The following is a 13,011-nucleotide window of genomic DNA, read 5'->3' as shown; positions in this document are numbered from 1 at the left end:
TTTAACTAATGTAATTCCAAATGTTTTTGTATTTACTCATTGCTTTATAGGTATTAAGAATATTGCTGTTTTCTAATTTTTTAAGAGAAGGGTCCTGTTTTAAAATTTGTTTTGCATAGTAACGAGCGTGCTGTAAAATATCGTTATCTTTTACTATGTCTGCTATTTTAAGGTTTAAAACACCACTTTGTTGTGTCCCCATTATATCTCCGGGGCCTCGCAAACGTAAATCTACTTCTGCAATTTCAAAACCATCATTAGTTTTAACCATTGTTTCCAAACGTGTTTTACTATCGTTACTCAATTTATGACTAGTCATTAAAATACAATAACTTTGTTCTGCGCCACGGCCTACTCGTCCTCTAAGTTGATGTAATTGTGATAATCCAAAACGTTCTGCACTCTCAATAATCATTACAGAAGCATTGGGTACATTTACACCAACTTCAATAACTGTAGTTGCAACCATAATTTGTGTTTCTCCTTTAATAAAACGTTGCATTTCAAATTCTTTATCGGCAGGTTTCATTTTTCCATGAACAATTGAGATCTGATATTCAGGCATCGGAAAATCTCTAACGATACTTTCGTAACCATCCATTAAATCTTTGTAATCTAATTTTTCACTTTCTTGAATTAACGGATATACAATATAAATTTGACGACCTTTTTTAATTTCATCACGAATAAATTTAAATACATTGAGGCGATTATTATCATATCGATGTACCGTTTTTATCGACTTTCTCCCTGGAGGTAATTCATCAATAATAGAGATATCCAAATCACCATAAACAGACATTGCTAAAGTCCTCGGAATAGGGGTAGCGGTCATTACTAAAATATGTGGAGGGATATCATTTTTTTTCCATAACTTGCTCCGTTGCGCAACACCAAATCGATGCTGTTCATCAATAATAGCAAGCCCTAAATTTTTAAATTTCACCTTATCTTCAAGCAATGCATGCGTTCCAATTAAGAGTTGTAATTCGCCATTTTCTAAAGATTCATGAATTTTCCGTCTTTCTGAAGTTTTAGTTGAACCTGTTAATATTTTTATACTGATATTCAGTTTTTTACAATGCATTTGTAATCCATTATAGTGTTGGACTGACAAAATTTCAGTCGGAGCCATTAAACAAGCTTGAAAATCGTTGTCAAGTGCTATTAACATTGACATTAGAGCAACTATAGTTTTTCCAGAGCCTACATCTCCTTGTAAAAGCCTGTTCATTTGCGCATTACTTCCTAAATCGTGACGAATTTCTTTCAGTACTCGTTTTTGAGCATTAGTTAATTCGAAAGGTAAATGCTCTGAAAAAAATACATTAAAATAAGTTCCAACAGTTGTAAACGAAAACCCTTTTATTTTTGATTTGTGAATTAAATTTTTTAAAATTAATTGTAATTGAATATAAAATAATTCTTCAAATTTTAATCGATATTGTGAACGTGATAATAGATCTTGATTTTTTGGAAAATGAACATTAAAAAGCGCTTCACTTTTTGATACTAATTTTAATTCAGAAATTAAATTTTCAGAAAGCGTTTCAATAAACCTTCCTTTGGTTTCTAAAAATAATTGTTGCATTATTTTTCCAATAACGCGATTAGAAATTCCTTTGTTAGATAATTTTTCGGTAGATGGATAAATAGGCTGCATTGCAGAACGTAAATTTCTCTCATGCTCATTTTGAAGTTCCATATCTGGATGAGGCATATTAAATTTTCCAGAATACCAATTGCATTTTCCAAAAATCACATAGGGTGTATTTAATTTTATGCTCTCTCTAATCCATTTATGGCCTCTAAACCATACCAACTCCATTGTTCCTGTGTTATCCCTAAAAGTAGCTACTAAACGCTTTCCACGTTGCTGACTAATCTCTTTCAAACCAGTAATTTCTCCAATAATTTGTACATCGGCATTATTACGCTGTAATTGATTGATTTTATAATATTGTGTGCGATCTATATAACGATTTGGAAATAAGTTAATCAAATCTTGATATGTATGAATACCTAACTCTTTTCGAAGCAAATCTGCACGATTTGGCCCTACACCTTTAAGATAATCAATAGGAGTTTGAAGATTTATACTCATAGCCTACTAAAATAACCATTTCTTATAAAGTGTGAAATGAGCATCACGATTAAATTTATAGCAATAGAAATTTTTTAATAGTGAATTACATCTGATAGATATAAAAGATAAAACTTAAACAAATGAAAAGATAAAAACACTATTTTGGCTTAATCGTTGTTATAATTGAGGTATGAAACAAATTCTTTTTCTTTTTTTCTTTTATATAGGTTTTTTAGGGTTTTCGCAACAGACTAATTATGTGGACTTTAAAATTGGAGAAGTTCATGTAACTCCTAATGCTCAAAATAAAAGCATTACAGGAACAGTGATTTACGATTTTGAAATCCTCGAAAATATAGACTCAATTTATATTGATGCAGTTAAAACAAAATTTTATAATGTTGCTTTAAATAATGAAAAAGTAAATTTTAAAAATGATGAAAAAAAATTATGGCTAATACATTCATTTAAAAAAGGGAGAACATATTCAATATCATTTAATTACGAATCAATTCCTAAAAAAGCATTATACTTTGTAGATAAACAAATTTGGACTCAAGGGCAAGGAAAATATACTAGTAATTGGCTGCCAAGTTTTGATGATATGAATGAAAAAGTAGAATTTGATCTAACCATTACGTTTGATAAGGATTATAAAGTTATTTCCAACGGAAAGCTGATAACTAAAGTTGAAAATGATACTACTATTAGTTGGCATTATGATATGCAAGAAGCAATGTCAAGTTATTTAGTGGCTTTTGCTATTGGTGAATATGAGAAGAAAGTAGAATATTCTAAAACAGGAATACCTTTAGAGATGTATTATTACCCTAAAGATTCACTTAAAATAGAACCTACATATCGCTATAGCAAACAAATATTTGATTTTCTTGAAAAAGAAATAGGAATATCTTATCCTTGGCAAAACTATAAACAAGTTCCTGTGAAAGATTTTTTATATGCTGGTATGGAAAACACTAGTACTACCATATTTTCAGACAGTTTTGTAACCGATTCCATAGGGTTTATAGATAGAAATTATGTTAATGTAAATGCTCACGAATTGGCACACCAATGGTTTGGAAACTTAGTTACTGAAGTTTCGGGAACTCATCATTGGCTTCAGGAAGGTTTTGCTACCTATTATGCATTATTAGCTGAAAAAAATATTTTTGGAGATGATTATTACTATTGGAGATTATACGAAAGTGCTCAACAATTACATCAACAAGATATAGAGAAACAAAGAACTTCTTTGTTAGACCCAAAATCTAGTAGTTTAACTTTTTACCAAAAAGGAGCTTGGGTGTTACATTTATTACGAGATAGAGTAGGTGATATAGCTTTTAAATCAGGAATTAAGAACTATTTGCAAAAGTATCAATTTGGAAATGTAGAAACAAATGATTTTATATCAGAAATTGAAATTGAAAGCGAGCAAGATTTAAGTGATTTTGTATCTAAATGGATAATTAATGATGTGTTTCCACTTGAAGAAGCAATACTAAAAATAAAACAGAAAGCAACTTTTTTATCAGAATATGAAATGGTAGATTGCGAAGTATGGAATTCTAAATGTGATAGACATCTAACATATCCAATTTCTGATAAGGCTAAAATAAAACTTATTTCGCAGCGTCCAGACAGAATAACGACTAATACTTTTAAAAATAGTATAGAAGTACGTCAAGCCATTGCAGCATATATGGTTAAAATTCCATTAAAGTTTAAATCAAATTACGAAACTTTATTAAATGATGAATCCTATCAAACTGTAGAGTCTGCATTATTTAACTTATGGAATAATTTTAAAGAAGATCAAATATTATATTTAAATAAAACTAAGGAAATTCAAGGATTTAGTGATAAAAATATTAGAACGCTTTGGTTAGCTTTAGCGATTATAACCCCGAATTATGAACCAAAACATAAAATAGATTTTATGATAGAACTTACTAATTATACATCACCAAAATATGCCTTTGAAATAAGGCAAAATGCATTTCGATATTTAAAATTGATAAGAAATTGTGGTTTTGAGTGTGTAGAAAATTTAAAAGAGGCTACAACTCATCACAATTGGAGATTTAAAAAAATGGCAACAACACTTTTAGGGCAAATAAACGGATAATTTATGAAAGCATTGGTAATTTCAGGTGGTGGTAGTAAAGGCGCATTTGCAGGTGGTGTAGCACAATACTTAATGGAGCAAGAAGGTAAAGAATACGATATGTTTTTAGGAACTTCTACGGGAAGCCTTTTATCTCCACATTTAGCTGTTAACGATATAGGTAAACTGTATGATATTTTTACTCATGTAAAACAGCATACTATTTTTAGTATTAATCCTTTTGTTGTAAAAAAGAAAGGAAACAGAGAATATGTATCTATTAATTATTTTAATTCTTTAATTCAATTTATTAAAAAAAAGCGAACATTTGGTGAAAGTAAAGCCTTAAGAAATCATATAAAGAAAAGTTTTACAAGGGAGGAATATGATAAGATTAAGGCAATGAAAAAAGATGTTATTGTAACAGTAACAAATTTATCCAAAAACAGAACAGAGTACAAATCGATTAATGATTTTGATTATGAAGAGTTTTGTGATTGGATTTGGATCTCTTGTAACTATATTCCATTTATGTCATTAGTAAAAAAAAATGAATTTGAATATGCAGATGGTGGTTTAGGGTGTGTAATTCCCATACGAGAAGCAATTAAAAGAGGAGCAACAGAAGTAGATGCTATAGTTTTAGAAAGTGAAAACTTAGATTATAATAAAGTATTAGGTAAGAACCCATTTTCTTTAATGATTAATCTTTTTGGACATTTGCTAGATCAGGTTGAAAAAGGAGATATTGCTATTGGTAAACTTGCAGCATTACATAGAAATGTGAAATTAAACTTATATTATACACCAACAAAACTCACAGAAAATGTACTTATTTTTAATAAAGCTTTAATGGAAAAATGGTGGCAAGAAGGTTTTACTTATGCAGAGATTAAACATAATGAAGGATCATCTATGGATGGAAGCGAAGCAATAGAAAGCTAAATTGTATTTATAATTTTATAAAATAATTTCTAATTAATTAAAGCGACCACATTTCACTTACTTCTTTTTTTATAAAAGAAAGAGCTGTATCACTAGGAGGGCGTTTTTCCATCATTTCAGTAATAACTACTTCGCGAAGTTTATCAGCCGTATCTGTGCTTTCTAATAATGTTGCTTTTCTGATAAGCTGTATGGTAGCATTTTTTGCTGCAGAGATAACTCCCCAACAATCATCACTTAAATAAATTTGCTGTGATAAATTATGCTCAAACTCTTGCTCTATACTTTTTATAAGTAATGATTCATAATCTTCTTTTACACTTCCTATAGGTGTAATGCGTACTAAAAGTTTACTTGGAGAAATACGTTCTAAAAACAAAACCATTCGTTCATAAGCTTGTAAACGTATTGGCATTGCATCTTTTTGTAATCCTTTTTGAAGTAAATAACGCCTTCTCCCATCTTCATTTTTTGTATGTGTTTTAAAAAAGTAAAAAGCAATTATTCCTGTAATAATAGTAGGAATACTATAGAGAAGTAAGTCAAAAATTTTTGATTCCATTTGTGTAGGTTGATTTGGTTAATAGAACAAACATAATGTGTTTTTATTAATTGAACAAATCTGTATCTCTTAGTGTAAATTTCTTTGAAGCTAAATTATGTTTAGAAAAACCTAAAGTTTTTGACACTTTCTAGTTAATTTGCTTTTTCATAGGCTTCTTTCATCCAGTTAACTAACTCATCGTTAATATCTTCAACTGTTTCAATCTTTACACGATGTGTACACATTGTTCCAAAAGGGCCTGAGTTTTCTAATCGAGTTGTAGTAGCTTTATCTTTTAGTTTTAAACCTAAATCAATTCGTGTTTTTGTTGCGGGTTTTATTAGCGTAAATTGTTTTTTACGAATAATGCTCACGCTTCCTTTTTTAGGAGTAATTGTAACATCATCCCCAAAAGCTTGTATTACAGCAATTAGTTTTTCGTAGATAGGAAGTAAACTTTCTTTCCCTTTATATTGATTACTAACCAAATCATCTGGTGTATCATCATTATTTTTAGATAAAGTTACTATAGTATTAGCAAAACCATGAGTAACATTATGCTTTTCTTTGAGAAACTTTACTGCTTCTCCATGTTTAACAAAAGCTTTATCTTTTAAAATAGCTTTCCATTCATCTAAAGATTTACCTGTTTTTTCAGGCATATTATTAATCATCGTTTGTAGTGCGTCATTCATAGTTTTAAATTTAACAATCTTTCCCTCCTAGATATAAACAATCTTTTAATTCTTGCATTCCATTAAAAGGAACAGGGGTTTTTTCGTAACAATACGTTTTATTAAGTTCTTTAGATAAATTGTGATCATCTACATTAATTTGCACATCTTTCATAGTAAACTGTGCAGGATGTTCATGACCAGCTGCGTGTGTAATTTCTATAAATTCTTTTCTAAAAGTTTTAAAGTATTGAGCTAAACGTTCAGATTTTAAAGGAATATTAATTCCATTTTGTAACCATTTACTTTGTGTGGCAATACCACTAGGGCAACGATTAGTATGACAAATCTGAGCCTGAATACATCCAATACTCATCATAGCTTCCCTAGCAACATTTATACAATCTACTCCCATAGCAAAGGCCATTGCAGCTTTAGCAGGAAAACCAAGCTTACCACTGCCTATAAAAACAATACGATCAGTTAATTTTTTATCTTGAAATAGTTTGTATAAAGCACTAAAACCATACACCCAAGGTAAAGATACATGATCTGCAAAACTTGGAGGCGCTGCTCCAGTACCACCTTCGCCACCATCTATGGTAATAAAATCAGGACCTTTACCAGTTTTAACCATTAAATCCGCTAATTCTTCCCATTGATCTAGTTTTCCTATAGCAGCTTTTATTCCTACGGGTAAGCCAGTAGCTTCAGCAATATTTTCAATAAAATCAACAAGTTCAGGAACATTTGTGAATGCTGTATGATTTGGAGGAGAAAGTACATCTTTACCAACTTCAACGCCTCTTATAGCAGCTAATTCTTCTGTAATTTTAGCGCCAGGTAATACACCACCTTTTCCAGGTTTAGCACCTTGCGATAGTTTAATTTCAATAGCTTTAACAAATGGATTGTCTTCAATTAATTTCACTAATTTTTCCATAGAGAAATTCCCATTACTATCTCTTACACCAAAATACCCTGTTCCAAAATGAAAAATAACATCACTACCATTACTATGATATGGAGATAATCCACCTTCACCAGTATTATGATAAGCACCAGCAATTTTAACACCTTTATTTAGTGATTCTACCGCTTTTGCTGACAATGATCCGAAACTCATTGCAGATACATTAATAACAGATGCAGGGCGAAATGGTTTTTTACGCTTATTATACGCTCCCATTACCTTAGCACAAGGTAAAAAACAATGATCCTCAATGTTCGGGTGATTTTTGTCCATTTTATAAGGCATCATCGCATTACTGATAAACACATGTTGATGGGCATAAATGTCTCTATCAGTTCCAAAGCCTTCATAATTATTTTCCTTTTTTGCTGAGGCATAAATCCAACCGCGTTCTATTCTATTAAAAGGTAACTCTTCGCGATTATTTGAAACGAGATATTGTCTTAATTCTGGACCAATATGTTCTAAAATATACCTAAAATGACCTATAATTGGAAAATTGTGACTAACAGTATGTTTACGTTGAACAAAAATATCTCGAATTGCTATTAAAATTAAAACGATAATAATCCATAACCACCAAGGGATATTAGATAAGAAATTTAAAAATGAGTCCATTTGTAAAAGAGTGATTTAACCAAAAATATGAAATTATTTAGAGTATTATCGATTGAACCGTTGATTTTCCAACTTATTGATAGTTATTAGAAATAACAAAGCAATCTGTATGTTTTTTATAATTCATACAGATTGCTTTGCAATGCCCACTATGGTAATAAATTAGTTGTTATTCAAATAATCAAAAGACATTTGTACAAAGGTTTTAACTCCTAAAAGCATACCACTTTCGTCAATATAAAAATCTGGCGTGTGATGCGGAGCAGCTTCAGATCTAGGTGTAGATACCGGTTTCCCACCTAAAAAGAAATATACTCCAGGAACTTCTTTTTGAAAGAATGAAAAATCTTCAGCTCCTGTAATTGCCTTCATAAGTATAACATTTTCTTTTCCTGCCGCTTTTTCAAATGATGATACGACTTGTGCAGTAAGTGCAGGGTCGTTATAAGTAATAGGATAACCTTCATCAATATCTACAACAGCTTCTGCACGATATGCTTTAGCAATAGCAGGAATCATTTCTTTCATACGTTTATGTATTTGTGACTGCATATCGTAATCTAGTGTACGTAACGTACCAATAATTTGTGCCGATTCAGGAATAATATTACTTCTAACACCACTTGTTATTTTTCCGATAGATAATACAGCAGCTTCTGTAGTTAAAGGGGATTCTCTGCTAATAATAGTTTGTAACCCATCTATTATTTTCACAGAGGCCATAATAGGGTCTACACTAGTCCAAGGTGTAGAACCATGGCTTTGTTTCCCTTTTACATTAATTTCAAAACTGTTTACAGCAGCCATAATACCTGCTGGTTTGTATGAAATTGTACCAACATCATTTCCTGCACTTATATGTAACCCAAAAATTGCATCTACATCTGGATTTTTTAATACACCTTCTTTTACCATTAATTTAGCACCACCTTCTTCGCCAGTTGGAGCACCTTCTTCTGCTGGTTGAAAAATAAACTTAATAGTTCCTTTAATTTTATCTTTATTGTTTGCCATAATTTCTGCAACACCCATCAAAATAGCTATATGTGTATCGTGGCCACAAGCATGCATTACTCCAGTATTAACGCCATCAAAATTTGCTGTTACTAAAGATTTAAAGGGCACATCTGTACGTTCAGTAACTGGTAAAGCATCAATGTCTGCTCTTAATGCTAATACTTTACCTGATTTCTTTCCTTTTAAAATCCCTACAACTCCAGTATGAGCTATTCCAGTTTGTACTTCTAACCCAAGAGACTTTAAATGTGTTGCAATTTTCTCGGCTGTTTTAAATTCTCTATTAGATAATTCTGGGTTTTTATGAAAATCACGACGCCATTCGATTACTTTAGATTCTATATTTTGAATGTCTTTATCAAGACCATGTTGTGCATACCCAAATGTAAATGCTACCATTGCAATGGTTAAAAGTAGTTGCTTCATTATATTTTGAATTAAATTTAAATTAAAGGACTAAAGATATTTAATTTTTTATGACCTATTCTATAGAATTTAGATTGTTCATAATTATTAATAAATCCGCACTTTTAAAAGTAGCACAATACTTATTTTTAAGCTTTAAAATGATAGAAGTTTGGAGAAGTATTTAAGTCAGTTAAATGAGGCGCAGTTGGCGCCAACATTACAGAAAGATGGACCTATGATCGTGATTGCAGGTGCAGGCTCTGGAAAGACACGTGTTTTGACTTATAGAATTGCATATTTAATGCATCAGGGTGTAGATCCGTTTAATATCTTATCATTAACCTTTACCAATAAAGCAGCTCGAGAAATGAAGGAGAGAATTGCTGTTATTGTAGGACAAAGTGAAGCTAAGAATTTATGGATGGGGACATTTCATTCTGTATTTGCTAAGATTTTACGTATTGAAGCAGATAAATTAGGATTCCCTAGCAATTTTACGATTTATGATTCACAGGATTCACAACGTTTAATCTCTTCAATTATTAAAGAGATGAATCTGGATAAAGAGATTTATAAATACAAACAGATACACTCCAGGATTTCTTCTTATAAAAATAACTTGATTACGGTTAAAGCCTATCGTCAAAATCCAGAATTGATTGAAGCCGATACAATGGCAAGGCGCCCAAAATTAGGAGATATTTATCAAGAATATGTTAATCGTTGCTTTAAAGCTGGAGCAATGGATTTTGATGATTTATTATTAAAAACAAATGAATTATTAACACGCTTCCCGGATGTGTTAATGAAATATCAGAATCGATTTAGATATATTTTGGTTGATGAGTATCAAGATACCAATCATTCACAATATTTAATTGTGAGAGCTTTATCGGATAAATTTCAAAACATTTGTGTAGTTGGTGATGATGCACAAAGTATTTATGCATTTCGTGGAGCAAATATTAATAATATTCTCAATTTTCAACGTGATTATGACGATGTAAAAGTATTTAGATTGGAGCAGAATTACCGCTCTACAAAAAATATTGTTAATGCTGCAAATTCTATTATTGATAAAAATGAAACTAAGTTAGATAAAGTAGTTTGGACGGCTAATGATGAAGGGAATAAAGTAAAGGTAAATCGCTTGCTAACCGACGGGGATGAAGGGCGTTATGTGGCAAGTTCCATTTTTGAAAACAAAATGGAAAATCAACTACCCAATAGTGACTTTGCTGTATTATATCGTACCAATGCACAATCTCGTGCTATAGAAGAAGCTTTACGTAAACGAGAAATACCATATCGTATTTATGGTGGGCTATCATTTTACCAGCGCAAAGAAATTAAAGACGTACTGTCTTATTTACGTTTAGTTATCAACCCAGCTGATGAAGAGGCGTTAAAACGTATTATTAATTTTCCTGCCAGAGGAATCGGTCAAACTACTATAGATAAATTAATTGTTGCTGCCAATGGATATAATCGCTCCATTTTTGAAGTGATGAAGCACATTGATAAAACAGATGTTAAAATTAATTCTGGTACAAAAACTAAACTGCAAGATTTTGTAACAATGATTGAAAGTTTTCAGGTAATGAATGAAGGTACTAATGCATTTGAATTATCTGAACATGTAGTAAAAACAAGTGGGCTCATAAGAGAGTTTAATAAAGACGGTACTCCAGAAGGAGTTACTAGAATGGAGAACATCCAAGAACTTCTAAACGGAATGAAGGATTTTGTAGAAGGGCAAAGAGAGCTTGCAGATGCAACAGGGTCTTTAGCTGAATTTATGGAAGATGTAGCTTTAGATACTGATTTGGATAGTGACAAAGGAGACGAAAATCACGTAGCATTAATGACTATACATTTGGCAAAAGGATTAGAGTTTCCGTATGTGTATATTGTTGGTTTAGAAGAAGATTTGTTTCCTAGTGCAATGAGTATGAATACTCGAAGTGAATTAGAAGAGGAACGTCGTTTATTTTATGTAGCATTAACAAGAGCAGAAAAGCAAGCCTACTTAACTTATACTTTATCACGTTACCGTTGGGGAAAGTTAATAGATGCTGAACCGAGTCGATTTATTGAAGAAATAGATGATAAATATTTAGAGATATTAACTCCTATTGAAGAACGTCGTTTTAACCCAATGCTAAGTGCAGATATTTTTGGAGATGATATTCCTCAAAATAAAATCCGTTTTAAACCAGCAAAACAGCCTACATTTAAAAAGAAAGGAGCTATCAAAGCAAGTTCAAATGCTCCAAAAATTAATGTAGGGAAAAATTTAAAACCTGTAGCTAAGGCTAATGGAAAATCAAATTTGTTTGATAATAAACTTGTAGTTGGTAATTTTGTTGAGCATATGCGCTTTGGTAAAGGAGAGGTAATAAAAATTGAAGGTATGGGTGCAGATATTAAAGCAGAGATTAATTTTGAAAAAGGAGGCGTAAAGAAGTTATTATTGCGGTTTGCAAAGCTTGATGTCATAGGATAATGAAGTGTTTTTTTTAACTAACAACATCCTATATTGTATATGAATACGTATTTTAATAATAAAAGATGGCTGAGTTTATAAAAATATATGAGGAAAATCCTAACGAAAAAGAGATTGACAAAATTGTTAATGTTCTCAAAAGTGGAGGACTCATTATTTATCCTACAGATACAGTTTATGGACTAGGTTGTGATATTACAAATACCAAAGCTTTAGAGCGTATTGCAAAAATTAAAAACATAAAATTAGAGAAAGCAAAACTATCATTTATTTGTCATGATTTAAGTAATTTAAGTGATTATGTAAAACAAATAAATACGTCTACTTTTAAAATATTAAAAAGAGCACTTCCAGGGCCTTATACTTTTATTTTACCTGGAGCAAAGACTTTACCTTCTGCATTTAAAAAGAAAAAAACAGTTGGGATACGCATCCCTAACAACAATATTGCACTAGAGATTGTAAAACGATTAGGGAACCCAATTATATCTACTTCTATTCGTGATGAAGATGAAATTTTAGAATATACAACTGATCCAGAATTAATATTAGAAAAATGGGATAACCTTGTTGATTTGGTAGTTGATGGTGGTTATGGAGATAATCAAGCCTCAACAGTAATAGATTTATCAAAAGATACTCCAGAAATAATAAGAGAAGGTAAAGGGAGTTTGGAGATTTTTTAACAGATCCTTTTGGATAAAGGAATCTCAATTTATAAATATTTAAACAAACATTTGATAATGACAGTACCAATTAATATTCACAATTCAGGAGCTAAAATCTATCTATCAGCAGGGATATATAATGTAAATGTACTAGGAGGTTGGGGTGTTGAGGTAAATGGTTTTAGTTTTTCGCTAAAAAAGGTTGAAAGTGATTTAATAATTAAACCTAGAAATACAAAATGGAGAGTTCAATCATATGCATTTAAAATGAGAGCAAAAAGAATACTAATTTTAGATATTTCAGAACAAGGAGAATACATTATTGAATTTAAAAATCCCAAGAATTTGAGAGTTAGACGATCTAATCTATTTATAACTCAATTTTTTGAAGATTTATTATCCAATGAAAACCTAGAAATATGTATAGGTTGTTAATAGAACTTGATTCTGAATTTATTTAAG

10 protein-coding genes are annotated in these 13,011 nt (G+C 31.0%); 5 read left to right on the top strand and 5 right to left on the bottom strand.

All coding sequences use genetic code 11. The annotated features are described in order from the left end of the window. Position 1 precedes the first annotated feature (1 nt). Positions 2-2,104: an ATP-dependent DNA helicase RecG gene (gene recG / locus D1817_11570; GenBank protein ID AXT20502.1), complete on the bottom strand. Its 2,103-nt coding sequence runs from the start codon at positions 2,102-2,104 to the stop codon at positions 2-4. Positions 2,105-2,276: 172 nt separating this feature from the next. Between recG and D1817_11565 the strand changes: the two genes are divergently transcribed. After that, positions 2,277-4,217, top strand: a complete 1,941-nt coding sequence (locus D1817_11565) for a M1 family peptidase (protein AXT20501.1) — start codon at positions 2,277-2,279, stop codon at positions 4,215-4,217. 3 nt (positions 4,218-4,220) lie between these two features. Further along, entirely contained in the window at positions 4,221-5,141 is a 921-nt protein-coding gene (locus tag D1817_11560) for a patatin-like phospholipase family protein (protein AXT20500.1), read from the top strand. 37 nt (positions 5,142-5,178) lie between these two features. On the opposite strand, the gene D1817_11555 is transcribed toward D1817_11560, so the two are convergent. From D1817_11555 to D1817_11540, 4 genes are all read right to left on the bottom strand, one after another. Continuing rightward, positions 5,179-5,703, bottom strand: a complete 525-nt coding sequence (locus D1817_11555; GenBank protein ID AXT20499.1) for a hypothetical protein — start codon at positions 5,701-5,703, stop codon at positions 5,179-5,181. A 134-nt stretch (positions 5,704-5,837) separates the two neighbouring features. Then, entirely contained in the window at positions 5,838-6,380 is a 543-nt protein-coding gene (locus D1817_11550) for a DUF4287 domain-containing protein (GenBank protein ID AXT20498.1), read from the bottom strand. Between the two features lie 10 nt (positions 6,381-6,390). After that, complete coding sequence (locus tag D1817_11545; protein ID AXT20497.1) at positions 6,391-7,950, bottom strand: FMN-binding glutamate synthase family protein; 1,560 nt, start codon at positions 7,948-7,950, stop codon at positions 6,391-6,393. 162 nt (positions 7,951-8,112) lie between these two features. Further along, complete coding sequence (locus D1817_11540; protein ID AXT20496.1) at positions 8,113-9,393, bottom strand: amidohydrolase; 1,281 nt, start codon at positions 9,391-9,393, stop codon at positions 8,113-8,115. Between the two features lie 151 nt (positions 9,394-9,544). Between D1817_11540 and D1817_11535 the strand changes: the two genes are divergently transcribed. The 3 genes from D1817_11535 (at position 9,545) to D1817_11525 (ending at position 12,984) form a co-directional block, all read left to right on the top strand. Then, positions 9,545-11,881, top strand: coding sequence for an ATP-dependent DNA helicase (locus D1817_11535; GenBank protein ID AXT20495.1), 2,337 nt, complete (start codon positions 9,545-9,547; stop codon positions 11,879-11,881). A 65-nt stretch (positions 11,882-11,946) separates the two neighbouring features. Next, positions 11,947-12,567 (top strand): threonylcarbamoyl-AMP synthase, encoded by a 621-nt coding sequence (locus tag D1817_11530; GenBank protein ID AXT20494.1) that lies wholly within the window; start codon positions 11,947-11,949, stop codon positions 12,565-12,567. Between the two features lie 57 nt (positions 12,568-12,624). Beyond that, a complete protein-coding gene (locus tag D1817_11525; protein ID AXT20493.1) occupies positions 12,625-12,984 on the top strand; it encodes a hypothetical protein in 360 nt (119 codons plus the stop codon). The last annotated feature ends 27 nt before the right edge of the window (positions 12,985-13,011 follow it).

Source organism: Flavobacteriaceae bacterium, from assembly GCA_003443635.1.
Classification (GTDB): domain Bacteria; phylum Bacteroidota; class Bacteroidia; order Flavobacteriales; family Flavobacteriaceae; genus AU392.
Note: the sequence above shows the minus strand (reverse complement) of the source record. Positions and strands in the feature narration are given on the sequence as shown.